Here is a 23812-nt window from a genome sequence, read left to right on the forward strand (position 1 = left end):
CTCCCTAATAGCGCCATCAAAGTACCTCATGTCCGATACAAAAACCGATTACCGCAGCACCCTGAACCTGCCTGACACGCCTTTTCCGATGCGTGGCGACCTGCCCAGGCGCGAGGCAGGCTGGACCCAGGAATGGGAAGAGCAAGGCATCTACAAGAAGCTGCGCGCTGCGCGCTGCGGGGCGGAAAAGTTTGTGCTGCACGACGGCCCGCCGTATGCCAACGGCCAGATCCACATCGGCCATGCGGTCAACAAGATCCTGAAAGACATGATCGTCAAGGCACGCCAGCTCAAGGGGCTGGACGCGGTCTATGTGCCGGGCTGGGACTGCCACGGGCTGCCGATCGAGAACGCGATTGAAAAACTGCATGGCCGCAGCCTGCCGCGCGACGAGGTGCAGGCCAAGAGCCGCGCCTTCGCCACCGAGCAGATCGCCGGACAGATGGCCGACTTCAAACGCCTGGGCGTTCTGGGCGAATGGGACAACCCCTACCGCACGATGGATTTCGGCAACGAGGCGAATGAAATCCGCGCGCTCAAACGCATCATCGAACGCGGTTTTGTCTACCGGGGCTTGAAGCCCGTTTACTGGTGTTTTGACTGCGGCTCGTCGCTGGCCGAGTTCGAGATCGAATACGCTGACAAAAAATCGCAGACGCTCGATGTCGGCTTCAAATGCGCCGAGCCTGAAAAACTGGCCGCCGCCTTTGGACTTGAAAGCTTGGCCAAAGACGCTTTCGCCGTCATCTGGACCACCACCGCCTGGACCATTCCGGCCAATCAGGCGCTGAACCTCAACCCGGAACTGGACTACGCGCTGGTCGATACCGAACGCGGTCTATTGCTGCTGGCGTCTGTACTGGTCGAAAAATGCCTGGCGCGTTACCAACTCACCGGCACTGTGCTGGCCACCACGCAGGGCAAGAACCTGGCGCTGCTGAACTTCATGCACCCGTTTCATGACGTGGGCGATGAGGGCGGCAACTACAGCTACCGCCGTCTGAGCCCGATCTTTGTGGCCGACTACGCCACCGCCGACGACGGCACCGGCATCGTGCATTCGTCGCCGGCTTATGGCGTGGAAGACTTTAACTCCTGCGTCGCCAACGGCATTGCAACCGACGACATCCTGAACCCGGTGCAGGGCAATGGCCGTTATGTCAATGAACTGCCATTCTTTGGCGGCCTGAACATCTGGAAAGCCGCGCCGCTGGTGATCGAAAAGCTGCGCGAGCATGGCCGGCTGTTCGCCACACACGACATCGTTCACAGCTACCCGCACTGCTGGCGCCACAAGACGCCGGTCATCTACCGCGCTGCGGCCCAGTGGTTCATCCGCATGGACGCAGAAACCGCCGGCACGCAAGGCGTTTTCGCCAGCAACAAGGCTGAAAAGACGCTGCGCCAGCTGGCCCTGGCCGCCATCGACGCAACCCGCTTCTACCCGGAAAACGGCAAGCTGCGCCTGCAAAGCATGATTGCCGGGCGGCCCGACTGGTGCATCAGCCGCCAGCGCAACTGGGGCGTGCCGCTGCCGTTTTTCCTGCACACTGCCACCGGCGAGTTGCACCCGCGCACCATGGAAATCATGGACCAGGCGGCTGACATGGTCGATGCCGGCGGCGTCGAAGCCTGGAGCAAGGTCAGCACCGACGACATCCTGGGCGAAGCCGACGCCGCGCAGTACACCAAAGTCAACGACATTCTGGACGTGTGGTTCGATTCGGGCACGACGCACGACCATGTGCTGCGCCACAGCCATGCCGTGCAGTCGGCCTGGCCGGCGGATTTGTACCTCGAAGGCCATGACCAGCACCGGGGCTGGTTCCACTCGTCGCTGCTGACCGCCTGCGCCATGTACGACAGCGCGCCCTACAAGGGACTGCTGACGCACGGTTTCACGGTGGACGGCAAGGGCCGCAAGATGAGCAAGAGCGAAGGCAATGTCGTCGCGCCGCAAGCCGTCAGCGGCAAGCTGGGCGCCGAGATCATCCGCCTGTGGTGCGCCTCGACCGATTATTCGGGCGACCTGGCCATCGACGACAAGATCCTGGCCCGCGTTGTCGATGCCTACCGCCGCATCCGCAACACGCTGCGCTTTCTGATGGCCAACGTCAGCGACTTCGACCTGGCACTGGACGCCGTGCCTTTTGACGAACTCCTTGAAATCGACCGCTACGCGCTGAGCCGCGCAGCGCAACTGCAGGCCGACATCCTGGCGCACTACGAGGTCTATGAATTCCACCCGGTGGTCTCGAAACTGCAAATTTATTGCAGCGAAGACCTGGGCTCGTTCTACCTCGACATCCTGAAGGACCGGCTCTACACGACCGGCCCCAAGTCGCTTTCCCGGCGCAGTGCGCAAACCGCGCTGCATGCCATCACCCACGCCATGCTGCGCTGGATGGCGCCTTTCCTCAGCTTCACCGCTGAGGAAGCATGGAAGATTTTTGGCGCGTCGGAATCGATCTTCATCGAGACCTATGCCGAATTTCCCGCAGCCGATACAGCGCTGCTGGTTAAATGGACCCGCATCCGCGAGCTGCGTGATGCGGTCAACAAGGACATCGAGACCCTGCGCGCTGAGGGCAAGGTCGGCTCATCATTGCAGGCCAACGTGGCGCTGCAGGTCAACGCCGACGACCATGCGCTGCTGTCCAGCCTGGGCGCTGACCTGAAGTTCGTCTTCATCACCTCCGCTATTGAATTAATAGCTGGCGATGGACTACAGGCAAGCGTAAGCGCCAGTATGGATGCCAAATGCGAACGCTGCTGGCATTACCGCGACGATGTCGGCATCGATCCCGGGCATCCGACGATTTGCGGCCGGTGCACGACCAATCTGTTTGGCCTGGGCGAAGACAGGAAGTTCGCATAATGGCCACCCGCACCGCACCCAAGCCCGGCACCGGCAGCCGGACGAGCTTCAAGAAAACATCCACCACGACCGCCATGCTGCCTTGGCTGGGGCTGGCGCTGATCCTGCTGATCGCCGACCAGTTTACGAAAGTCCTGATCTTGGGCTACTACCGGCTGGGCGATGCGACTTATGTCACCAGCTTCTTCAACGTCGTCCGTGTGCACAATACCGGCGCGGCTTTTTCCTTTCTGGCATCCGAATCGGGCTGGCAGCGCTGGTTTTTCACCGGTATCGGCGTGGCGGCGGCCATTTTCATTATCTGGATGCTCAAGTCGCATGCAGGGCAAAAACTGTTTTCGTTTTCCATGGCGTGCATCCTGGGCGGCGCCATCGGCAATGTAGTGGACCGCACGCTGCACGGCTATGTGGTGGATTTTCTGGATTTCCACTATGGCAACTGGCATTTTCCGGCATTCAACATTGCCGACAGCGCCATCACCATCGGCGCCATCTGCCTGATCCTTGATGAGCTGGTGCGGGTGCGCCGGGCCAAATAAGGATTCCTTGCTCAGTGCGTCATCTTGCCGTGCATGGCGGCCTCGTCGATCAGTTCGACCTTGCTGCCGCTGATGCCCAGTACGATGACTGAGTCGTCGGCGCGGTTGGCCGCCAGCGCCAGGTTGCCGGCCTTGTTGATCGACATTCTGCAGGCTGACGGCCGACCAGCACGGTGTCGATCAGCCGGGGCGGCAACGCTGCAAGGTCAATCACCCACAGGCGGTGGTCGGGCACGTGCTTGAAGGCGCCGTTTCCTCGACTGCATTGAGCGAGTTCGCGACGATGGCCAGGGTTTCGACAGGCGTGATCGCCAGGTTCTCGGGCGGCCCGGCGATGGCATTTGGCATTTGGCATTTGGCATTTGGCATTTGGCAGGAGCAGCTTGAGGGCAATTCAGGGCGCCATAGGGCTAGGGTAGGTACCGATGTCGATGAAAGGCAGCGTGTCGCGGCCCGCTTGGCAATTCCTTGCCGTTCTGATACCAGACCTGATTTTCGTCGCTGACGAACACCATCGATTTGCGCTTGCCGGTCGGTGCGACGCTGGCACAAACGGCAACGAAAAACTCGTCAACGCGCCACAATGATTGGAATTTGACGGTTGATGGGATGGCCCGTTCTTTCTGCAAGGTGGACGCGCAGATGACGCAAGATCATCGCACCCAATAAGCCGCCACGCAGCCACTGGCAGAGCCTTTCACCACCTGTAAGCTGTTGTAGGCGAGTCACTGAGTAAGGCACGAGGCGCTGCAATCCGAGCGTGACGTGCAGGCGACGACGCAGCGGCTGGCACAAGCCGTATTGGAACCAGCCAGCAGCGCATTCATCAATCCTCACAAGTCAATTTTGGCAACGCGATTTTTTGTATCCAAACCAAAAAAGGCTTCGAAACTAAAGTTTCAAAGCCTTTTTTGCTTTGCTCAGCGCGGGACTGAGACAGCTATTGTTCAACGACATCGCTGCCGTTGACAGGGATGCAGGGCTTAGTAGCCGCCGCGACCGCCGCCGCCGCCGCCGTAGCCGCCACCGCCGGAACGATCACCGCCGCCACCACCGTAGCCGCCACCGCCGGAACGATCACCACCGCCACCGTAGCCACCACCACCGCCGCCGAAGCCGCCGGTACGGGGAGGACGTGCCTCCATCGGACGGGCTTCATTCACGGTGATGCTGCGGCCGCCAAGCGACTGGCCGTTCATGCCGGCGATTGCAGCTTGCGCTTCGGCATCGCTGCCCATTTCGACAAAACCGAAGCCTTTAGAGCGACCGGTGTCGCGTTCCATCATGACTTTGGCGCTGGTGATGGAACCAAATTCGCCGAAAGATTGTTGCAGGTCTTCGTCACGAACCGTGTATGGCAGGTTGCCGACGTAAAGTTTGTTGCCCATGGGGACTCCTTAAAAACACATAAAAACAAAAGCGATGGGGTCCCGAAAGCACAACACACCTGAAAAGTACCGCCGTAGCGCGCGAAACGAACCGATCACCTATCCTGTGCAAGTAGATTTCCTACCCGCAGCCCCGCATTATGCTTCATGAAACCCAAAGCCGTACGAACAATACGCTCTTTGCTGACGTTGCGATGCCCTGAGGGTTGGCTCCGGTGCGGACAAAGGCCTGAAGCAAGCCAATGACGTCGGCCAGCAGTTAACCTCTTATCCCGCTGCTTTGCCGTGGTTCATCCGTTCTGTCCCTTAACAGCACGCGCTTTTTGCCGCCATGGACGCAGGCTTTGTCCGCAGGCGCGGTTGCAGTCTATGCGCCTGCCAGAGACCAGCAGCAGCGGAGTTCCTGATGCAGCCCGTCGCGTCCACGCCGAACCATCTGTGGGCCGGCCACAAGATAATTTAACGGCCGCATGCGCCTGACAACATTTCAGGAGGAAACTAGGATGCCGCCTTCTACCTTAAGTCTATGAAGCATCTTTTGAATTTATTGGCCGCCATCGCCCTGCTGGTATGGGGTACGCACCTGGTACGCACCGGCATCCTGCGTGTGTTCGGCGCCAGCCTGCGCCACATCTTGGCACGCAGCATCAGCAACCGGTTCACGGCCGCCCTGTCCGGCGTCGGCGTGACCGCGCTGGTGCAGTCAAGCACCGCCACTTCGCTGATCGTCTCTTCCTTCGTGGGCCAGGGCCTGGTCGCGCTGCCGCTGGCGCTGGCCGTCATGCTGGGCGCGGACATCGGCACGAGCGTGATGGCGGTGGTGTTCTCGTTCGATCTGTCCTGGCTGTCGCCGCTGTGCATCTTCACAGGCGTGGTGCTGTTCATCTCGCGACCCGAGACCAATGCCGGCCGCTTTGGCCGGGTGCTGATTGGCCTGGGTTTGATGCTGATGGCGCTGAAACTGGTCAGTGCGTCCACGCAGATCCTGACCCAGGCACCCGCCGTCAGGGCGTTGCTGGAGTCGCTGGGCAGCGACATGCTGCTTGAAATCACCGTGGGCGCTTTCCTGGCGGTGGTGTCGTATTCAAGCCTGGCCGTGGTGCTGCTGACGGCCACGCTGGTCAGCACCAGCGTGATTCCAAGCGATGTTGCCCTGGGCCTGGTGCTGGGCGCCAACCTGGGCAGCGGGTTGCTGGCGGTGATCACCACGGCGCGCTCGGCCATTGAAGTGCGGCAGGTGCCACTGGGCAACCTGATGTTCAAGGCGCTGGGGATTGTCGTGGCCGCGCCCTTCGTCGGTCTGTGGCTGCGCCATGTCAGCCCGTTCCTGGGCGAGCCGGCGACGGTGGTGGTGATGTTTCACCTGACCTTCAATGTGCTGGTCGGCCTGGTGTTCATCGGCTGGACGCAGGTGATTGCGCGCTGGGTTCAAAAGTTGCTCCCAACGCCCGAAAAAGGCAACGCCAGCGGCCGGCAGCACCACCTGGATCCGTCGGCCCTGGCCACGCCTTCGCTGGCCATTTCGTGCGCGGCGCGCGAGGCACTGCACCAGGCCGACGTGGTCGAAACCATGCTGCGCGGCATGCTCGAGGTGATCCGCAAGGACGACCTGCGGCTGGCTGAAACCCTGCGCAAGATGGACGACACAGTCGATGAGCTGTATTCGTCGATCAAGTACTACCTGACGAAAATCTCGCTCGAAGCGCTGGACGAGCAGGAAAGCCGCCGCTGGACCGACATCATCAGCTTCACCATCAACATGGAGCAGATCGGAGACATCATCGAGCGGGTGCTGATCGACATCGAGGACAAGAAGATCAAGCACGGCCGCCAGTTCTCGGAAGCCGGCATGGCCGAGATCACCGAACTGCATCAGCGCCTGGAGGGCAACCTGCGGCTGGGCATGAGTGTCTTTTTGAACGGCAATGTGCGCGATGCGCAGAAGCTGCTCGAGGAAAAAGCGCGCTTTCGGGACCTGGAGCGGGCCTACGCCACCAGCCATCTGGGCAGGCTGTCGGCCAACACCCTGCAAAGCCAGGAGACCAGCTCGTTGCACATCGACCTGATCAGCGACCTGAAACGCATCAACTCGCACATCTGCTCGATTGCCTACCCGATCCTGGATTCGGCCGGCGCGCTGGCGCCCAACCGGCTGAGGCCAGCTGCCGTGCTGGACAAAGCTTGAGGATGATTCGTTTTTAATAGCAGACTTTGCATACTGGTATTGCGCAAAAAGGCTTTTTCGTCAACATTTTTCGTGGTGCAAGACTAGGTCGGGCCTTGATTCAGTTTCCAGACCGGCCACGAGCCTGATGCGAGCCGGTGTGCCGCCGCCCCCTCAGGCTTTTTTCAGTAATCCATCCAGCCGATGGTCCCAGCTGCTGTTTGGCAAAACGCTGGCCAGCTGGGAATCGCCGAGGGCAAAGGTGCTGCGCAGCACCTGCGCCAGCACGGCGCGGTAGTCATGGTGTGCCGGCAGATCGCGCCCTTCATTGAGATTGCCATGGGCCAGCCCGGTCCACTCGCCATGCCAGCGCCCGCCCGCCACGCTGTTGCCAATCAGCCACAGGGCGTTGCCAAAACCGTGGTCCGTCCCGCGCGTGCCGTTCTCAGAGCTGGTGCGGCCAAACTCGCTCATCACCACGATGACATCGCCGGGTTCAGAAAACATCTGCCGCAGCTGCGCGATGCCGCGCCCCAGATTGCCCAGGTTGTTGGCCAATTGCCCGGTGGCTGCGCCCTGGTTGGCATGGGTATCCCAGCCGCCGGCTGACAAAAAACCGAGGCGCAGTTTGCGGTCATTGCGCATCAAGGTGCCCAGATGCTGCGCATCAAGCTGCAGCCCGACCGGATCAGCGGCGCCGTTGCTGGCGGCGAGCATCTGCGCTGACTGCATTTGGAGATTGGCGGGTGTCCCGTCGCGGTCCAGGCTGCTGCGGGCTGGCAGGCGCTGAGCCTCCCGCATCGACATGTCACGGCGTGCGTCCTCCAGCATTTTTTCGGAGGTCAGTTCTTGTGCGCTTTGCATGCGGCTGCCAGCGCCTTGCCGGAACGCCACGCTGAGGCTGTCATTGCCGCCATACAGGTCCAGCAGGACCTGACGCGTCTTGTCGTTGGCCAGCACGCCGGTTTTCTCGGCGGTCTGCCCACGCGCAATCAGTCTGACGGCAGCCGGTCCGCCCAGAATGACCGGATTGGCTTCCCCGACACCGATCGCCACGGCGCTGCCATCGCCAGAAGTGCCGCCTGCCTTGCCGGACCGGGCATTCAATTCGGCCACGGTGTTGAGCCAGCCCGGCGAACTGCTGGTTTTGCCAGTCCGGGCAATTTCCATCTGGTACTGGGCATCAAAATGCGACCGGTTGGGTGCGGGAAGGCCGGCCGCTGGCACGAAGCCAAGCACACCTTGCTGCCACAAGGGCAGCAAGGGACTCAGCGCGGGATGCAGGGCAAATGTGCTGTCAAGCCGAAGGGCGGATTGCGCCGTGCCGTCGGGCGCTGCAATCGCGATGTTGGGCCGAATGGCGTAGTAGTCAGGGTCGGCGTAAGGCACAAAAGCCGACAGGCCATCGCAGGCGCCGCGCAGGAACACCACCACCAGACGGCCGCCGCCCGGCAGCGTCTTGCCGTCCCCTGGCGCGGGCTGTGCCCATACGCGGCGTGAAACGCCGGAAACCGCCAGCGCGGACAAGGCCCCGAGGCCGAGCAGACTGCGGCGGCGCAGCAAGGCTTGAGCAGAAAAAACTGGGCTATTCATGGTGTGGGCGTTCCTGGTTTATTTGCGCATGAAATCGGGGCTTGACAATATCAGGCCGGTTCGCATCCGGGCCGGCTCACGGGCGATGCGCTCCTGCGTGGCCGGGCTCAAAAAGGCATTCAGGTACAAGACATCCGGAATGCGCGCCGCCAGGCCCATGGCAAAGTCGGCGCGACGCGTCAGCGCCTCAGCAGCCAGCCAGGTGGCGGCGTCGGTTTTATAACCGTCGGGGGTCGGCCAGCCGTGCATGGGCTGGCCGGCCTGGGCCAGAAAGCCCAGCGTCTGGGCGATGTCGCGCCGGTCTTTCACGCCGCCGCCTGCGGTCAGTGCCGAGCAGGCAAAGTCCATCGGGGTTTTGAAAAGCGGGTTGTCTGCGGTCCAGAACTCGGGCGACGACACCAGCGCGCGCATCACCTCGCGCATGTCGCCCTGGCTGGCCAGAAAGGTTTGGCGCAATCGCTCGACCAAGGCGGCGGGCGGCTTGTCTGCCACAAAGAATGTCGCCAGCCGTTCCGACACCCGCTGCGCCGTTGCCGGCTGGCGCGCCAGGAAGCGGATGGCGTCCTCGCCCTCCTGCTGGCCCTGGTTGGTGTAACGCCGGTCCAAAAAAATCTTGTCGCCCTTGTCGTGCAACCGGTCTGCAAACCGGAAACCTTCGCCGTCCCGCAGGTTGACGGTCCAGCCGGTCAGGATGCGGGCCAGTTCATGCACATCGTTTTGCGTGTAGCCGCCGCCCACGCCCAGCGTGTGCAATTCCATCAGTTCGCGCGCATAGTTTTCGTTCAGGCCCCGATTGCTGCTTTGCGCCTGGTCCAGGTAGTACAGCATGGCCGGATGCCTGGCGCTGGCCAGCAGCAAGTCCTCGAAACGGCCCAGCGCATGGGCGCGAATCACATTGACCGCGTAATGCCCGACAAACGGCCGCACATTGCCTTTGCCCGCAAACACATTCAGGTGGTTGAACCAGAACTCGGTCATGCGCGCCAGCAAGGGGTTTTCCAGCGCCGGGTCGCTGCAGGCCATGACACGCCAGGCGGCGGCTGACTGCGCCATTTCGCGGCTGAACCCCTGCTCGCCCGCTACAGCTGCAGTTGCAGCAGCGGGCAGCCGGGACATGCCCTCAGCCGCGACCGGCGTACGCAGCACCTTGCGGGCTTCCCGCTCGGCCTGGAAGTCGCGCGCAATGTCGCCCAGCGGGGAATTGATCCGGGCCAGTTCGGGAGGAATGGCAGGCGCTTGCTGACTCGCCGCGTAGGCCAGATCAATTTGGTTTAAAGCCCATGTCCGGGGCGTCAGCGCTGCCGTCTGGTCAGGGGTGGGGGCATAACCGAGGCGCGAGGTGGCGCGCCACACCGCAGGCGGGCCGCTGTGGCTCATGCCGACGGGAACGGTGCTGGTTTGTGCGCTTGCCAGCAGGCTGGTCAGTGCAGCGACAGTGGCTGCGACCAGGCGGCTTGCGATGAAGGTTTTGTGCATCTGTATCTCCTGCCTGAGCTTGTAACGCATGGGCAGCAGTGTGCGTTGCCTTCAATCTGCGGCTTTACACAGATTTACCGCAGGCGCTGACAGGACGCCAGCGCACGCCTTCAAAAGCTACAGCGTCAGGATGGTGCAGCCGGTGGTCTTGCGCGCTTCCAGCGCCCGGTGCGCTTCGGCCACATCGGCCAGGGCAAAGCGCTGGTCGATGCGAATCTTCACCTTGCCGCTGGTGACCATCCCGAACAGGTCATCGGCCATTTCCTGCGTGCTTTCGCGCGTGGTGATGTGGCTGAACAGCGTCTGGCGCGTCACATACAGCGAGCCCTTGGGGCCGAGGATGCCGGGAGAAAACGACGCAACCGGGCCGGAGGCATTGCCAAAGCTGGCCATCAGGCCAAAGGGCTGCAGGCAGTCGAGCGAACGGTCAAACGTGTCCTTGCCGACCGAGTCATAGACAACCTTCACGCCCTGGCCAGCGGTGATTTCCTTGACGCGGGCAACGAAGTCTTCCTTGGCGTAGTTGATGGCAAACGCCGCGCCGTGTTCCCTGGCCAGCGCGCATTTATCGTCTGATCCGGCGGTTCCTATCAGTTGCAGTCCCATGGCCTTGGCCCACTGGCAGGCAATCAGGCCAACACCGCCAGCAGCAGCATGAAACAGCACGAAATCGCCCTCTTTCAGCCCGCCCTGCGGCTGGGTGCGGCGCAGCAGGTATTGCGCGGTCAGGCCCTTGAGCATCATGGCGGCGCCGGTCTCGAACGAAATCGCATCCGGCAGCTTGCAGACGCATTTGGCCGGCATGACGCGCACTTCGCAGTAACTGCCCGGCGGCTGGCTGGCATAGGCGGCACGGTCGCCTGCCTTAAGGTGTGTGACGCCCTGGCCGACGGCTTCGACGATGCCCGATGCCTCCATGCCGAGCTGCAGGGGCATGGGCAACTGATAAAGACCACTGCGCTGGTACACATCGATGAAGTTCAGCCCGATGGCCTTGTGACGGATGCGGATCTCGCCGGGGCCGGGCTCGCCCACCGGCACCTGCACCAGTTTGAGTTCTTCGGGGCCGCCGTGCTGGTCGATGCGGACGGCTTGGGAGGTCATGACGGTCATCAGGTGTTCCTTGGTGGGGTCGTTGGGTCAGCGAAAGGCGCTGGGCCGCCATGGTGACACGAATCGCGGCCTGCCGCTGGCGGCCACAGGGCGCCGAAGCGACTGCGCGGAAACTGGCCGGCAGCTTGGTAAAGTCTCGCCCATGAATCAACGCTTGAGTCCCGCCACCGCCCTGCTGCTGACGCTGCCGCCCCTGCTGTGGGCTGGCAATGCGGTGGTGGGCCGCGCGGTCCATGCGCTGATTCCGCCGATGACGCTGAACTTCCTGCGCTGGGGGTGGGCGCTGTCTGCCTCGGCAGGCCGGTGTCGCGCCAGCAGATCGCCGGGGCGCTGCTGTCGATGGCCGGCGTGCTGGTGGTGCTGTCGCGGGGCCAGTGGTCGTTGCTGCTGCAAGTGCGGCTGGTGCCGGGCCACATGTATTTGCTGCTGGCCACGCTGGCCTGGGCGTTTTACAGCTGGTTGCTGTCGCAACCCAGGGAGCCTGCTGAACTTCGCACCGACTGGGCAGCCTTTTTGATCGCACAGGTCTTTTTCGGGCTGGGCTGGTCCGGCTTGCTCGCAGCGGGTGAATGGGCGCTGGTGGATGCGCACATTCGCTGGGGCTGGTCGCTGGTCGCGGCGCTGCTGTACATCGCCATCGGGCCGGCGGTCGTGGCCTGTCGTTGCTGGGGGCTGGGCATGCAGCGGGTCGGTCCGGCCATGGCCGGGTTTTTCACCAACCTGACGCCGCTGTTTGCCGCCCTGCTGTCAGCGGCCTTCCTGGGCGAGCTGCCGCAGCTCTACCACGGCCTGACATTTTTGCTGATCGTCGGCGGCATCGCGGGGTCGGCGCGGCGTTAGGCAGGCACCCTCAATTTCCGCGGTTGCCACCCAGGGACGGAAACTCCGGCCTGGGGCTGGCAGATGCGGGTTGACGCAATGCGGCAAGCCGCCGCGTCATGCTTTCAATCTCGATGGTCTGACCGGCCATGATCTCTTCCGCCAGCTGGCGGGTTGCCGGATCGCGGCCATGCCTGAGCAGCAGCCGCGCCATGTCGACCGCACCCGCATGGTGAGGAATCATCATCGCCAGAAAATCCGCGTCCGCATTGCCGCTGTAGTCCAGCGCATGCATGTCCTGCATCATGCGCGCCATGCCCGCGTCCATGTCTGCCTGAAACCGGGATGCCGAGTCTGCCTGCATGGCTGCCTGGCCATGTCCAGAGGCCTGCTGCGCCGCAGCGCTGCACGCCAGCAAGGCCATGGCGACGGCCAGCGTCAGTCGTGTACGAATCCTGGCGGCGCCGTTCATGCCGTCTGGCCTTTCACCCCGGGCCGCACGTACACCAGGTTGATGCTCTTCTTGTTGCGCAGGCCGCCCGACGGCAGGGCCAGGTTGCCGAGCGGAATTTGCGCGATGAAGTTCGGCTTGAACGGGTCGCTGACATCGAAGGCGCTGCATACCGTCTGGCCGGCGTTGGGCGTGCCGGGCAGTTCGTCCTGCTCGTGGGCAACGTAGAGCAAGGTGTTTTCAGGATTGGTCCACAGGCCGTGTGATTCGCGGCCATGGCTGAAAAAGCTGTTGTCCATCTTGCGCTCGCCGGTTTTTGCGCTGCGGTCGATGATCGCGATCTGGCTCGATGCCACGCCGCCGGGACCGCTGTCGTCCACTCGCGCCAGGCTGGCATACACCACACTGCCTTGGGCATTGGCCACAAACTCCACATGGTTGGGCCGTCCCATGGCCCCCAGCGACACGTTGTCGAGCAACTCGAAGCCCTCGCGCGTCGACCGGCACGACAGCGCATCCGCCAGTTTGTGGGAGAACCAGAGTTCGTTGCCGTCTGGCGTGGTTTTCATGAAGGGCGTGAAGCCCAGCTTGTCCTGCGCGCTGATATCGAGCGTGCGCAGGTGCTTCGGCTGCGAGTGGCCGTTGGCGTCCAGGTTGACGCTAAACACATCGACCTTCGCCACCTTCTGGCTGGCCACAAAGGCCAGCGTGCCTTGGCGGTTGAACCAGACCTGCGCCGGGCCGTTCAGCGTGGGCAAGAACTGGCGCACCGACGAAACTTCGGAGCCCCGCAACTGCCGCAGGGCGCGCTCGACATCCAGGATGGCAATGCGGCCCTCGCCGCGCAAGGCCACCCACAGTTCCTTGCCATTGCGGCTGAACGTCGGCTCATGCGGCTCGCGTCCCAGCAGGATGCCGCTGGACAGGCGCTCCGCAGTGGTGGTGGGTCCGGCAACCGGATTGGGCGTGTTGCCGATGACGCGCTTTTCCACCGCGTCGATCAAATAAATATTGCTGGAACCGCGCCCGCTGGTGGCCAGCAAAAGGCCATCGGGCGAGGGCACGGCGCCGTGGGCGTCGATGCAGCCGTGGTACAGCGGCTTGTGGATCATCGCCGCATGGGTCGGTGCGACGCCAGCGGTGATGTAGCGAAACGGCGGGCGCGGATCTTCGTCAAAGCTGGTCAGGTTGATGGTGGTTTCAACCGTGTTGGTGCGGGGGTCGATGACCACCAGCGTATTCGAGTCTTCATTGGTGATGAAGACTCGGTCGCGTGAATCGATTGCACCTGTGGTGTTCTGGGCAAAGCTGGCGGGCAGTGCTGTGGCAGCGGCTGCCGCAGCGGTGTATTTAAGAATATCCCGGCGATTGGCGTTCATGAATGCGTCCTTGACAAATTTGGTTTCAGTTAAAAAAGAGAGGCTTGAAAGCTGGAGGGCTTGCCAGGAAAAAGGAACAAGCGCGGCGGCCAGTCCAAGCAGCCTCTGCGTTTGGCAAGTTCACCCCCGACCGAGCTGCCGATAGACCTCTTTGGACACGCGCATCAATTCTTCGCGGTCCGATCCGCCCGAAATGGCGTAACCAAAGTCCTTGTCGACCCAGTAAAAGACGTTGACCGGACCGTCCTTTCCAAACCGGAAAGCCGTTTCTGACGGGCCTGCCGTTCTGGGCACTTCACGGGTGACGTAGAGCGTGAGGCGCTGACCCGTGCCGTCGTGGTACATGAACTGCGCCACGGGCCCGGAATCTCCCGGCAGCAAGCGCCCGCCGATCAGTTCATAACCCACGGCATTCAGGCTGGGCGGCTTCACCTCAGTGCCCAGACGCTTGGACAACCAGGTCACCAGCTGCTGCTCCTGGTCGGCGCCCACCTCTACCGGACGCCGGATGTCGGGGCTGTAAACCACATGGGCCACAGCCGCCCGGCGGGCAAAACCGCTCAGGTGTCCATCTTTGTAGGCTGAAAGAGAAGGATTCGCGCGGGAGGCGAGCTGGACCGCACGGTCATCCATCGATCCACGCGTGAACCAAGCCGAACTCGCGCTGACCACGGCAATGGCCACACCCGCGGCCAGACCGCGCCAGGGCCATGCAATGGCCTCGGGCTGCAGCGGCAGTCGCAGGGGCAGCGGCTCCTCAAGCACCGGATTGAGCATCTGGCGCAGCGACTCGTTCTGGCCTTGCCAGTCCTGTACCCGGCGCAGTTCATCGGGCCGGGTTCGCAAAAATTGCGCGACCTCGGCCCGTCGTGCCGACGGCAATTGATGGTCGGCATAGGCATGCAAATCCGCTTCGGTGATGGGCGTTGTGCCGGGGGGCGTTGGCTTGATTTTTTCCATGTCATTTCACACGCTGAAGTGTGCGGCTCACTTCGCGGCCTTCGAGTTCAGCCCGCAGGCGCTCGCGCCCGCGCGACAGCCGCGACATCACCGTGCCCAACGGCACGCCGAGCACACCGGCCACTTCCTGGTAGCTCATTTCCTCCACACCGACAAGCAGCAGAATCGCCCGTTGTTCAGGCGGAAGGCGTTGCAGCGCCCGGTCAAGATCGCGCACCTCCAGCCGGTCGGCTTGCGTCGCGCGATCAGGCGATTCAGGAAACGCATCGCCTGCGGATTGCTCGGGCGCGCTGCGCTGGCTGCGCAGCCGGTCAATGAACAGGTTGTGCATGATGCCGAACATCCAGGCCCTGACCTCACCGCGCCGCTGCCACAACCCGAATCGTCCCCAGGCGCGCTCCAGCGTGTCCTGCACCAGGTCGTCGGCGCGCTCGCGGTCAGCGCTCAGCCCGCGCGCATAGCGGCGCAGGCTCGGGATGCAGGCAACGATATCGGCTTCGTCCTGAGCGCGCATGGAATGGGCGTGGCTTGAGTCGACAACAATTCAATTCATATCGGGCTCAAGGCTTGATGACATGCCAGACGTTCTTGAAGTTGTCGCCGCTGCGGTCGCCCGCCTTGGTGTCCGAAGCGTAGAGGTAGATCGGCTTGCCTTTGTAAGCCCACTGCCTGGCGCTGTCGTCGCGGGTGATGATCGTCAGATCACCCTCTGGTTTGGCATCGGCGCCGGCTACCACTGGTGGCCACAGGCCGGCACAAGGCCCGTTGCAAACGCTCTTGCCACTGCCGGCCGTGTCGTTGTCGAAGGTGTAAACCGTCTTGCCTGCGGCCGTGACCATCACGCCGTCCGTGGCCTTGATGGGAGCTTCGGCATGGGACAGCGGCGCAAACAGTGCAGCAGCACAGGAAATCATCAAGGCTGGAAATAACTGGATTTTCATGGGAGTGAGTCCTTAGGTTGAAGTCTGTAGCAGACAACCGGATAGACGGAACTGCCCCACGCTTTATTCCGGTGAATTTGGAATCTCTGCAAAATTTTTTTGCAGAACTCCAATCTGGTTTAAAAGGTACCGCTGAATGCCCCGCCGTCGGCCAGCACGTTCTGGCCGGTCATGTAGGCGGCCTGCTGGCTGCACAGGAACGCGCAGATGGCGCCAAACTCTTCAGGCGTGCCGTAACGGCCGGCAGGGATTTGCGCCTGTTGCGTGCGTCGAATCTCTTCAACACTCTTGCCCGACTTCTCGGACGCGGCGCGCACGGTGGTGGCAATGCGGTCGGTGTCGAACTTGCCCGGGAGCAGGTTGTTGATCGTGACGCCCTGCGCGGCGAGTTGGGTACGCGCCACGCCGGCGACAAAACCCGTCAGCCCGCTGCGCGCACCGTTGGACAAGCCCAGGATGTCAATCGGTGACTTGACCGAACTGGACGTGATGTTGACGATGCGGCCAAAGCCGCGTGCGGCCATGCCATCGACCGTCGCCTTGATCAGTTCGATGGGCGTCAGCATGTTGGCATCGACGGCCCTGATCCAGGCATCCCTGTCCCAGTCGCGGAAGTCTCCCGTCGGCGGGCCGCCAGCGTTGGTGACGACGATGTCGAACTCCTTGCGCAGCGCAAAGACAGCAGCACGGCCTTCGACCGTGGTGATGTCTGCAGCCACAAACTGGACTGTTGCGCATGCTGGACGGGCGCTGTCAGCTATTAATTTATTAGCAGAGGCTTCCAGCACTTCGGCGCCGCGCGCCACGATGAGCACATGCACGCCTTCGCGCACCAGCGCCTGCGCGCAGCCAAAACCCAGCCCCTTGCTGGCGCCGCAGACCAGCGCATGTTTACCGGCGATTCCTAAATCCATGTTGATTCCTTAAAGGGCGTGAGAGCCAAAAAACATCCATGATACGAAGTCTGGCCCGCCGGCTTTCGCCATGAAATGCTAGCGCGCCGCCCGTGTGAAGACAAAAATCCCCGCGATCACCAGCACCGTGCCGGCGGCCACCCAAGCGGTGAACGGCTCGCCCAAAATCACCACGCCCATCAGGATGGTGGACAGCGGGCCGATCATGCCGGTCTGCGCGGCCAGGCTGGCGCCGATGCGTTCAATCGCCATCATCACCATCAGCACCGGCACAGCGGTGCACAGCGTGGCGTTCAGCACCGACAGCCAGATCACCTCGGGCGCCACCAGTGCGGCACTCAAGGGGCGCAACAGGGCGAACTGCAGCAGGCAGCACAGGCAGGCCACGCTGGTGGCCAGCCCGACCAGCCGCAACGAACCCAGGCGCTTGACCATCTCGCCACTGTAGACCAGGTACAGCGCATAACTGATGGCGCTGCCGAACACCAGCAGCGCGCCCCAGGCGGCTTCGCTGCCCTGCAGCGTGATCTCATGGCCGAACACCAGCGCCACGCCGGCATAGCTGAGGCCCATGCCGATGAGGTGCGGCAGCGCAATGCGTCGCTGGTAAAACACCAGGCCCAGCAGCAGCACCAGTGTCGGGTTGAGGTACAGGATCAGCCGCTCCAGCGAGGCGCTGATATAGGCCAGACCTGCAAAGTCCAGGAAACTGGCCAGGTAGTAGCCGGTCACGCCAAGCCACACGATGCCGAGCCAGTCCTTGCGGGTAAGCGGTGGCTTGCCCCGGCTCGCCCACCAGGCCATGAGCGCGAAGATCGGCAGCGCAAACAGCATGCGGTACATGATCAGCGTGACCGCATCGACGCCATGCCGGTAAGCCAGCTTGACGATGATTGCTTTGCCGCTGAAGGCGATCGCGCCAAAACTCGCCAGCAGCAATCCGCCAGCTATGCTTTTAGGCGCTATCTGTGCAGGCTCGCCTTGCGGCGGAGTTGTATTTGATTCAGAAATATTGTTCAAAGGGGCTTACTCGACACGGCCGGAACGCCGCGAAAACCTGCATGTCGCATGGCCTGAAGTTTGGCACGGGCCGGGCGGCTGGCGGCATCTAGCATTCGGGCGGCACTCCCCTTGATTAGAGAAGGCCGGCCGTTCCTTGTCGAACTGCCGGTGGGAATCGGCAGCGCCCACGAAAAACGGCACCCGAAGGTGCCGTTTTTGTGGAGGCCTTCAGGGCGCCAGCGTCATTCTTCGACGAAGGCTTCTTCCCGCTTGTTCTTGACGGCGGGCAGCAGCACGATCACCAGCATCAACACGGCCACCGCCAGCAGGCCGGCAGAAATCGGACGGGTCACAAACACGCTCCAGTCGCCACGCGAGAGCAGCAGCGCCCGGCGCAGGTTTTCTTCCATCATCGGGCCCAAAATGAAGCCCAGCAGCAAGGGGGCGGGTTCAGCGCCCAGCTTGACAAAGATGTAACCGATGATGCCGAACAGGCCCACCATCCACACGTCCCAGGTGTTGTTGTTGGTCGAGTACACGCCGATGGCGCAGAACAGCACGATGGCCGGGAACAGGTAGCGGTAAGGCACGGTCAGCAGCTTGATCCAGATGCCGATCAGCGGCAGGTTCAAAATCACCAGCATCGCATTGCCGATCCACATCGAGGCAATCAGGCCCCAGAACAGTTCGGGGTTGCTGGTCATGACCTGCGGTCCGGGCTGGATGTTGTGGATCGTCATGGCACCCACCATCAGCGCCATCACGGCATTGGGCGGAATGCCCAGTGTCAGCAGCGGAATGAAGGAGGTTTGCGATCCGGCATTGTTGGCCGACTCGGGAGACGCCACGCCGCGGATGTTGCCCTGGCCGAAAGGCACTTCGCCCGGCTTCATCTTCATCTTTTTTTCCAACGCATAAGCGGCAAAAGCCGACAGCAAGGCGCCACCACCGGGCAGAATACCGAGCGCGCAACCCAGGAAAGTGCCGCGCAGCACGGCGGGCGTCATGTCCTTGAAATCCTGCTTGGTCGGCCACAGGCCCGACACGCCAGCGGTGAACACTTCACGTTCATGCTCCGGCTGCGCCAGGTTGCTGATGATTTCGCCGTAGCCAAACACGCCCATGGCAATCACCACGAAGCCGATGCCGTCGGTCAGTTCGGGAACGTCAAAGCTGAAACGGGCCACGCCCGAATTCACGTCGGTGCCCACCAGGCCAAGCAGCAGGCCCAGCACGATCATGGCAATGGCCTTGAGCAGCGAACCCGAAGCCAGCACCACCGCGCCAATCAGGCCCAGGGTCATCAGTGCAAAATATTCGGCCGGGCCAAACTTGAAAGCCAATTCGGTCAGCGGCGGCGCAAACGCCGCAAGGATCAGGGTGCCGACGCAACCGGCGAAAAACGAACCCAGACCCGCAGCCGCCAGTGCCGGACCCGCCCGGCCTTTTCGGGCCATCTGGTAGCCGTCAATACAGGTGACGACCGAGGACGACTCTCCCGGCAAATTCACCAGGATGGCTGTGGTGGAGCCGCCGTATTGCGCGCCGTAATAAATACCGGCCAGCATGATCAGCGCCGAAACCGGCGGCAGTGCGTAAGTGGCTGGCAGCAGCATGGCGATGGTCGCCACCGGGCCAATGCCGGGCAGCACACCAATCAGCGTTCCCAGAATACAGCCGACCAGGCAATACAGCAGGTTGATCGGCGTGAAGGCCACGCCAAAACCCAGCGAAAGGTGTTCAATCAGTTCCATTTTTTTATTCTCCTTAACCGGTAATGAATTCGGGCCACACCGGAAACTGCAGCTTCAGCGCAATCACAAAAGCAAGGTAGCTGCCGACGGCCAGTACGGACGCCAAGACAAAAGTGGGCTTGAACCTCCAGCCTTCTTCTGCCATGCTGGCAATGAAGGTCAGCGCATAAATGGCGACGATCAGGCCCATGGCAGGAATGCCAAAGTACGGCAAGCCGGCAAGCAGCGCGCCAAACACCAGATTGGCCAGAATCACGAAAAATAGCGGCTTCCAGGCCCATTTGCCAATCTTGTCGCCGCCCATGGTTTCCACCACCAGCGCCTTGAAGGTGATGCCTGCGCCCAGGATCGTCATCAGAACGCCCAGGTAGAGCGGAAAGTAGCCTGGCCCCATGCGCGCGCCGTTGCCCACGTTGTAGGTCGTTGCCCCCCAGGCAAACGCCACGCCGACGCCCATGAACATGAGCCCGGAAAAAAAGTCTTTTTGACTCTTGATTCTCACGGTATGTCTCCTCGATAAAGTGTGAATCGCTGGATTGTGCATTCAAAGACCTTGCCGAATAATGTGGCTTTCACCTACATCGGGGATACCCCTAGCAGTTCATCCAGAGTCAAGAATTCCGAATACGGTCCGATTTCCGGATTGGCGATATCAGGACAGGGGCGGCGTGGTGGCGAGGATTTCCTCGATCGTGGTAAACCCTTCGGCAACTTTCAGCGCACCGGCCAGCCGCAGCGGCCGCATGCCTTCGCTGATGGCCTGGCGGCGCAGCGCGTCAATGCTCGGCTCCCGGGAGACTTTTTCCTTGAAGGCTTCGCTCACGGTCAGCAACTCGTACAGCCCCATCCGCCCCCGGAACCCGGTCATGCGGCAGTCGACACAGCCCACCGGCTTGTAGGGCCGGTAGCTGCCGGTGACCTGCCACGGCTTGACCAGTTCGGCCAGCGTTTCGCGCCGGGCCTCTTCATCGGGCTGGCGGCACTGGCTGCACAGCGTGCGCACCAGCCGCTGGGCCAGCACGCCGAGCAGCGTGGCGCTGATCAGGTAATTCGGCACGCCGAGTTCCATCAGGCGCGAGACCGCCGAGGGCGCATCGTTGGTGTGCAGCGTGCTAAAGACCAGGTGGCCGGTGAGCGCAGCCTGCACCGCCATTTCGGCGGTGGGCAGGTCACGAATTTCACCGACCATGATGATGTCCGGGTCCTGGCGCATCAGCGAGCGCAGGCCTTCGGAAAAACCGAAGTTGAGCATCGGCTGGACCTGGGTCTGGTTGAAGGCCGGCTCGATCATCTCGATCGGGTCTTCAATCGTGTTGATGTTGACCTCCTCGGTCGCCAGCCTTTTCAGCGTTGAATACAGCGTGGTGGTCTTGCCCGAACCGGTCGGACCGGTGACCAGAATGATGCCGTGGGGCTTTTTGACCAGCTGCTCCCAGCGCTCGGCGTCATGCGCCGAAAAGCCCAGCGCATCGAGGTTCTTGACCGTCGTGTCGGGGTCAAAAATGCGCATCACCATCTTTTCGCCAAAGGCCGTGGGCAGCGTGGACAGGCGCATTTCCACCTCGTCGCCGCGCGGGTTGCGGGTCTTGATGCGGCCATCCTGCGGCCGGCGCTTTTCAACCACGTCCATCCGGCCCAGCAGCTTGATGCGCGCCGTCATGGCGTTGTGCACGCCCATCGGCAGCTGGTACACCGGATGCAAAATGCCGTCGATGCGAAAGCGGATCACGCCCTGCTCGCGGCGCGGCTCCAGATGGATGTCGCTGGCGCGCTGGTCAAAGGCGTATTGCCAGAGCCAGTCCACCACCTGCACCACGCCCTGGTCGTTGGCGTCGAGCTGGCGGCTGGTCTTGTTCAGCTCGACCAGTTGCTCGAAACTGGCCGAACCCGAGCCGCTGTTTGACTTGAGCGCGGCCTTGACCGATTTGGCCAGCGCAAAGAATTCGGCCGTGAACTTGGCTATTTCCAGCGGATTGGCCAGCACCAGGCGCACGCTGCGCCGGGACTGGCGCTCGACCTCGGGTACCCATTCGGTGACGAATGGGTCGGACGTGGCAATCACCAGTTCCTGCGCCGTGACCTGCACCGGCAGCACCTTGTGGCGCTCGGCATAGACCGCCGACATGGAGTCGGCCACCTTGCCGACATCGACCTTGAGCGGGTCGATGCGAAGGTATTGCAGCCCGGCACGTCCGGCCAGCCACTCGCTGATCGCGTCCGCGTCCAGCGGCTTGCCGTCTGGCACCCGCGTCATGCCAATGCTGGCCAGCCGGACGATCGGATGCTGGGCGCTTTGCACCTGCGCGCAGCGGGCGATGGTGCGCTGCGCGTCGGCGGCACTGATGAGGCCATCTTCGCCCAGCCATTCGACCAGCTTGCGCCAGTCCAAAGGCCCGGCATGCAGCCTTCCAAAGCCCGGATTCAGGGGTGGTATGGGGGGGTGCACAGCACGCATGAATGACTCTTCACCACAAGGGTTGTTGGAAAAAATTGAAATTCACAGCACCGGCTTGAACAGCCGCAGCCATTTTCTGGCCGGCAGGTCCCAGCGCGACTCGATGGTGCCGGCGCGCTGCAGCAACTCCTCGCGTTCAGGCCGCGTCGGCTCGAACTGGGCCAGAACCACGGTGTTGCCCTCGCGCGTCGGCCGGAAGGCCCAGATCGACTCCGGGCCGAAGGCCTCGGCCATCTTGACCAGCGACTGTTCGTAGCTCGAATCGCGGCCGAACAGGTTGACCGTCATCACGCCGCTGTCTGTCAACAGTTCACGGCAGTTGGCATAAAAATCGGCATCGTCAAGCACCGGCGCGGCCGCTTCATGGTCATACAGGTCCACATGCAGCAAATCGACCGTGCCCCGGTGCGCCGGCTTTTTGATTTCGTCGGCGGCATCGGCCTCGATGACCTGCAGCCTTGAATCATCGCGCGGCAGCTTGAACCAGAGCCTGCAGGCGGTGACCACCTGCGGGTTGATCTCGATGGCGGTGGTTTTCATGCGCAGCTTCTTGTGGCAGAACTTGGTCAGCGCAGCCGACCCCAGCCCGAGCTGCATCGCATGCTTCTTCGCCACCGATTCGGCGTCCAGGAACAGCAGGCCGGCCATCATCCGCTGCACATACTCCAGTTCGATGTCGTAGGGCGCGTCCTTCAGCATCGAACCCTGCACCCATTCGGTCCCCAGGTGCAGGAAGCGCACGTCGCCGAAGTCGGAAAAGTTGACTTCGGGCAGGACCCGGGCATTTGGATTTTCTTTGGATGACATGGATAGCGATCAGGAATTTTTTCAAGGGATACGCCACAGGCGCAAACCCCATTTTTACCTCATGCCTGCAGCGCGCCAGCATCGGCTGCAGCGGCGGCATGCACATGCTTGCGCAGGCGCAGCAAGGCCTGGGCTTCACGCAGACCGGCGCGGGCCAGGATGTCGTCGTCGTGCAGGCCGGCATCGAGCCAGCGCACGATGCATGAGTTGCGCAGCGTCATCGGCCCGGCATGCGCCAGAACGGTGTCGGGGTAGCGCGGCCCCAGCGTGCTGCTCACATGGCGGTTGGCCAGGTGGAACAGCGCGCGCGGCGTCAGCCGGCCGGCCTTCTTGCGCGACACGAACAGCGGCGTGCCGGCGTCCTGCGGCAGCGGCAGCGTGGCGCGCACCGTGAGCCAGGCCAGCACGGCCGCGCTGGCTTCCCCCGGCAAGGTGACACGCCGGTCCTGCGCCTTTCGGGCGCCGCTCAGGTCGAGCATGACCGCCGACGCCTCCCCGCCGGGTGCGGTGTCACCGGTCGGCCAGAGTTCGGCCACGCCCCGGGCAGAACCCAGCCGGGGATGCTGCACGTCGCCGATGTCCAGCCCGGCCAGTTCGGCCACCGTCAGGGCTGCCTGCATCATCAGGCGCAGGATGGCCTGGTCGCGCACTTCCAGCCAGGGCTGGTCCTGCGGCGGCGGGTCGATGGGCGGCGCCACAGCCTGCAGCAGCGCGTCCCAGTCAAGCGCATGGAACACCAGCGAATCCATCTGCTCGGTGGGCGACACCGACGCGCCGGCATCGACCGGGTTGTCGGCCACCCAGTCCTGCGCCTGGGCAAAGGCATAGATCTTTTTCAGCACGCGGTAGTAGCGGCGCTGCGTCACGGTGCTGACATGCAGCATGCCGCGCGCCTGCCCGCGCGGGCTCAGCGCTTCGAGGTAGGCACGCACGTCGATTGACTTGGCCTCGTTCCAGGCCAGCGGGCCGTGCGTCATCAAATACTCGGTCCAGCCGGTCCAGAGTGAATGGTAGGACGCCAGCGAGCGTGGCGACAGGCCGCCCTTGCGCTGGGTGGCACGCTCCAGCGCCCAGGCCTTGAAAACGTCCTCGGTGGTCGAGGGAAACGGAAGTTTGCTCATTGCTTGTCAGTCAATCCATGTGCTTCAAAAACCTCGCGCCAGGCAGCGAGCTTGCGTT

At 62.6% G+C, this 23812-nt stretch carries 22 protein-coding genes and 1 pseudogene; 4 read left to right on the plus strand and 19 right to left on the minus strand.

The window, feature by feature from the left end; translation table 11 throughout:
* Window positions 1-28 precede the first annotated feature (28 nt).
* The gene (ileS, locus tag IWX85_RS10905) at window positions 29-2878 is read left to right on the plus strand and encodes an isoleucine--tRNA ligase (protein ID WP_196869743.1); all 2850 of its coding nucleotides are present in this window, start codon (window positions 29-31) and stop codon (window positions 2876-2878) included.
* Complete coding sequence (lspA, locus tag IWX85_RS10910) at window positions 2878-3417, plus strand: signal peptidase II (protein WP_036805329.1); 540 nt, start codon at window positions 2878-2880, stop codon at window positions 3415-3417. Before ileS ends, lspA begins: the two co-directional genes overlap by 1 nt.
* 11 nt (window positions 3418-3428) lie before the next feature.
* Here the strand turns inward: lspA and IWX85_RS20755 are convergent, their stop codons facing one another.
* The 4 genes from IWX85_RS20755 to IWX85_RS10925 form a co-directional block, all read right to left on the minus strand.
* Window positions 3429-3563 carry a hypothetical protein gene (locus tag IWX85_RS20755; RefSeq protein ID WP_255529433.1) on the minus strand — a complete coding sequence of 45 codons (135 nt, stop codon included), beginning with the start codon at window positions 3561-3563 and terminating at the stop codon, window positions 3429-3431.
* A 64-nt stretch (window positions 3564-3627) separates the two neighbouring features.
* Window positions 3628-3765 (minus strand): hypothetical protein, encoded by a 138-nt coding sequence (locus tag IWX85_RS10915; protein ID WP_196869744.1) that lies wholly within the window; start codon window positions 3763-3765, stop codon window positions 3628-3630.
* 62 nt (window positions 3766-3827) lie between these two features.
* A complete protein-coding gene (locus tag IWX85_RS10920; RefSeq protein WP_196869745.1) occupies window positions 3828-4046 on the minus strand; it encodes a hypothetical protein in 219 nt (72 codons plus the stop codon).
* A 354-nt stretch (window positions 4047-4400) separates the two neighbouring features.
* Window positions 4401-4805 (minus strand): RNA-binding protein, encoded by a 405-nt coding sequence (locus tag IWX85_RS10925; RefSeq protein ID WP_036805331.1) that lies wholly within the window; start codon window positions 4803-4805, stop codon window positions 4401-4403.
* 526 nt (window positions 4806-5331) lie between these two features.
* Here IWX85_RS10925 and IWX85_RS10930 point away from each other — a divergent pair.
* Complete coding sequence (locus IWX85_RS10930; protein ID WP_036805333.1) at window positions 5332-6990, plus strand: Na/Pi cotransporter family protein; 1659 nt, start codon at window positions 5332-5334, stop codon at window positions 6988-6990.
* Window positions 6991-7143: 153 nt separating this feature from the next.
* On the opposite strand, the gene IWX85_RS10935 is transcribed toward IWX85_RS10930, so the two are convergent.
* From IWX85_RS10935 to IWX85_RS10945, 3 genes are all read right to left on the minus strand, one after another.
* The gene (locus IWX85_RS10935; protein WP_196869746.1) at window positions 7144-8562 is read right to left on the minus strand and encodes a DUF1501 domain-containing protein; all 1419 of its coding nucleotides are present in this window, start codon (window positions 8560-8562) and stop codon (window positions 7144-7146) included.
* An 18-nt stretch (window positions 8563-8580) separates the two neighbouring features.
* Window positions 8581-10038, minus strand: a complete 1458-nt coding sequence (locus tag IWX85_RS10940; protein WP_196869747.1) for a DUF1800 domain-containing protein — start codon at window positions 10036-10038, stop codon at window positions 8581-8583.
* A 117-nt stretch (window positions 10039-10155) separates the two neighbouring features.
* The gene (locus IWX85_RS10945) at window positions 10156-11151 is read right to left on the minus strand and encodes a quinone oxidoreductase (protein ID WP_081932396.1); all 996 of its coding nucleotides are present in this window, start codon (window positions 11149-11151) and stop codon (window positions 10156-10158) included.
* 142 nt (window positions 11152-11293) lie between these two features.
* On the opposite strand from IWX85_RS10945, the pseudogene IWX85_RS10950 reads away from it, so the two are divergent.
* A pseudogene (locus IWX85_RS10950) lies at window positions 11294-11991 on the plus strand (DMT family transporter).
* A 10-nt stretch (window positions 11992-12001) separates the two neighbouring features.
* Here IWX85_RS10950 and IWX85_RS10955 read toward each other — a convergent pair.
* From IWX85_RS10955 to IWX85_RS11010, 12 genes are all read right to left on the minus strand, one after another.
* On the minus strand, window positions 12002-12442 hold the full coding sequence (locus IWX85_RS10955; RefSeq protein ID WP_231379685.1) for a DUF305 domain-containing protein: 441 nt from the start codon (window positions 12440-12442) through the stop codon (window positions 12002-12004).
* Window positions 12439-13800: a YncE family protein gene (locus IWX85_RS10960; protein ID WP_196869748.1), complete on the minus strand. Its 1362-nt coding sequence runs from the start codon at window positions 13798-13800 to the stop codon at window positions 12439-12441. Before IWX85_RS10960 ends, IWX85_RS10955 begins: the two co-directional genes overlap by 4 nt.
* 120 nt (window positions 13801-13920) lie before the next feature.
* Window positions 13921-14760: an anti-sigma factor gene (locus IWX85_RS10965; protein WP_196869749.1), complete on the minus strand. Its 840-nt coding sequence runs from the start codon at window positions 14758-14760 to the stop codon at window positions 13921-13923.
* Window position 14761: 1 nt separating this feature from the next.
* Complete coding sequence (locus tag IWX85_RS10970; RefSeq protein ID WP_036805338.1) at window positions 14762-15274, minus strand: RNA polymerase sigma factor; 513 nt, start codon at window positions 15272-15274, stop codon at window positions 14762-14764.
* 46 nt (window positions 15275-15320) lie between these two features.
* Window positions 15321-15701, minus strand: coding sequence for a hypothetical protein (locus IWX85_RS10975; RefSeq protein ID WP_051984069.1), 381 nt, complete (start codon window positions 15699-15701; stop codon window positions 15321-15323).
* Between the two features lie 119 nt (window positions 15702-15820).
* Window positions 15821-16615, minus strand: a complete 795-nt coding sequence (locus IWX85_RS10980; protein WP_036805344.1) for an SDR family oxidoreductase — start codon at window positions 16613-16615, stop codon at window positions 15821-15823.
* A 78-nt stretch (window positions 16616-16693) separates the two neighbouring features.
* Complete coding sequence (locus IWX85_RS10985; protein ID WP_051984450.1) at window positions 16694-17626, minus strand: DMT family transporter; 933 nt, start codon at window positions 17624-17626, stop codon at window positions 16694-16696.
* Between the two features lie 233 nt (window positions 17627-17859).
* The gene (locus IWX85_RS10990; RefSeq protein WP_196869750.1) at window positions 17860-19371 is read right to left on the minus strand and encodes a tripartite tricarboxylate transporter permease; all 1512 of its coding nucleotides are present in this window, start codon (window positions 19369-19371) and stop codon (window positions 17860-17862) included.
* Between the two features lie 13 nt (window positions 19372-19384).
* The gene (locus tag IWX85_RS10995; protein ID WP_036805350.1) at window positions 19385-19873 is read right to left on the minus strand and encodes a tripartite tricarboxylate transporter TctB family protein; all 489 of its coding nucleotides are present in this window, start codon (window positions 19871-19873) and stop codon (window positions 19385-19387) included.
* A gap of 150 nt (window positions 19874-20023) precedes the next feature.
* Window positions 20024-21826 (minus strand): GspE/PulE family protein, encoded by a 1803-nt coding sequence (locus IWX85_RS11000; RefSeq protein WP_196869751.1) that lies wholly within the window; start codon window positions 21824-21826, stop codon window positions 20024-20026.
* 42 nt (window positions 21827-21868) lie between these two features.
* Window positions 21869-22633 carry a spermidine synthase gene (locus IWX85_RS11005; protein WP_196869752.1) on the minus strand — a complete coding sequence of 255 codons (765 nt, stop codon included), beginning with the start codon at window positions 22631-22633 and terminating at the stop codon, window positions 21869-21871.
* 59 nt (window positions 22634-22692) lie between these two features.
* Window positions 22693-23754 (minus strand): hypothetical protein, encoded by a 1062-nt coding sequence (locus tag IWX85_RS11010; protein WP_036805354.1) that lies wholly within the window; start codon window positions 23752-23754, stop codon window positions 22693-22695.
* Window positions 23755-23812: the final 58 nt, after the last annotated feature.

Origin of the sequence: Polaromonas sp. CG_9.11 (genome assembly GCF_015752225.1) — a bacterium.
Classification (GTDB): Bacteria; Pseudomonadota; Gammaproteobacteria; order Burkholderiales; family Burkholderiaceae_C; genus Polaromonas.

Excerpts from the sequence above, each read along its gene's own strand:
- ileS (WP_196869743.1), top strand. The coding sequence starts at position 29 with ATGTCCGATACAAAAACCGATTACCGCAGCACCCTGAACCTGCCTGAC.
- lspA (WP_036805329.1), top strand. The coding sequence starts at position 2,878 with ATGGCCACCCGCACCGCACCCAAGCCCGGCACCGGCAGCCGGACGAGC.
- IWX85_RS20755 (WP_255529433.1), bottom strand. The coding sequence starts at position 3,563 with ATGTCGATCAACAAGGCCGGCAACCTGGCGCTGGCGGCCAACCGCGCC.
- IWX85_RS10915 (WP_196869744.1), bottom strand. The coding sequence starts at position 3,765 with ATGCCAAATGCCATCGCCGGGCCGCCCGAGAACCTGGCGATCACGCCT.
- IWX85_RS10925 (WP_036805331.1), bottom strand. The coding sequence starts at position 4,805 with ATGGGCAACAAACTTTACGTCGGCAACCTGCCATACACGGTTCGTGAC.
- IWX85_RS10930 (WP_036805333.1), top strand. The coding sequence starts at position 5,332 with ATGAAGCATCTTTTGAATTTATTGGCCGCCATCGCCCTGCTGGTATGG.
- IWX85_RS10935 (WP_196869746.1), bottom strand. The coding sequence starts at position 8,562 with ATGAATAGCCCAGTTTTTTCTGCTCAAGCCTTGCTGCGCCGCCGCAGT.
- IWX85_RS10940 (WP_196869747.1), bottom strand. The coding sequence starts at position 10,038 with ATGCACAAAACCTTCATCGCAAGCCGCCTGGTCGCAGCCACTGTCGCT.
- IWX85_RS10945 (WP_081932396.1), bottom strand. The coding sequence starts at position 11,151 with ATGACCGTCATGACCTCCCAAGCCGTCCGCATCGACCAGCACGGCGGC.
- IWX85_RS10955 (WP_231379685.1), bottom strand. The coding sequence starts at position 12,442 with ATGAACGGCGCCGCCAGGATTCGTACACGACTGACGCTGGCCGTCGCC.
- IWX85_RS10960 (WP_196869748.1), bottom strand. The coding sequence starts at position 13,800 with ATGAACGCCAATCGCCGGGATATTCTTAAATACACCGCTGCGGCAGCC.
- IWX85_RS10965 (WP_196869749.1), bottom strand. The coding sequence starts at position 14,760 with ATGGAAAAAATCAAGCCAACGCCCCCCGGCACAACGCCCATCACCGAA.
- IWX85_RS10970 (WP_036805338.1), bottom strand. The coding sequence starts at position 15,274 with ATGCGCGCTCAGGACGAAGCCGATATCGTTGCCTGCATCCCGAGCCTG.
- IWX85_RS10975 (WP_051984069.1), bottom strand. The coding sequence starts at position 15,701 with ATGAAAATCCAGTTATTTCCAGCCTTGATGATTTCCTGTGCTGCTGCA.
- IWX85_RS10980 (WP_036805344.1), bottom strand. The coding sequence starts at position 16,615 with ATGGATTTAGGAATCGCCGGTAAACATGCGCTGGTCTGCGGCGCCAGC.
- IWX85_RS10990 (WP_196869750.1), bottom strand. The coding sequence starts at position 19,371 with ATGGAACTGATTGAACACCTTTCGCTGGGTTTTGGCGTGGCCTTCACG.
- IWX85_RS11000 (WP_196869751.1), bottom strand. The coding sequence starts at position 21,826 with ATGCGTGCTGTGCACCCCCCCATACCACCCCTGAATCCGGGCTTTGGA.
- IWX85_RS11005 (WP_196869752.1), bottom strand. The coding sequence starts at position 22,633 with ATGTCATCCAAAGAAAATCCAAATGCCCGGGTCCTGCCCGAAGTCAAC.
- IWX85_RS11010 (WP_036805354.1), bottom strand. The coding sequence starts at position 23,754 with ATGAGCAAACTTCCGTTTCCCTCGACCACCGAGGACGTTTTCAAGGCC.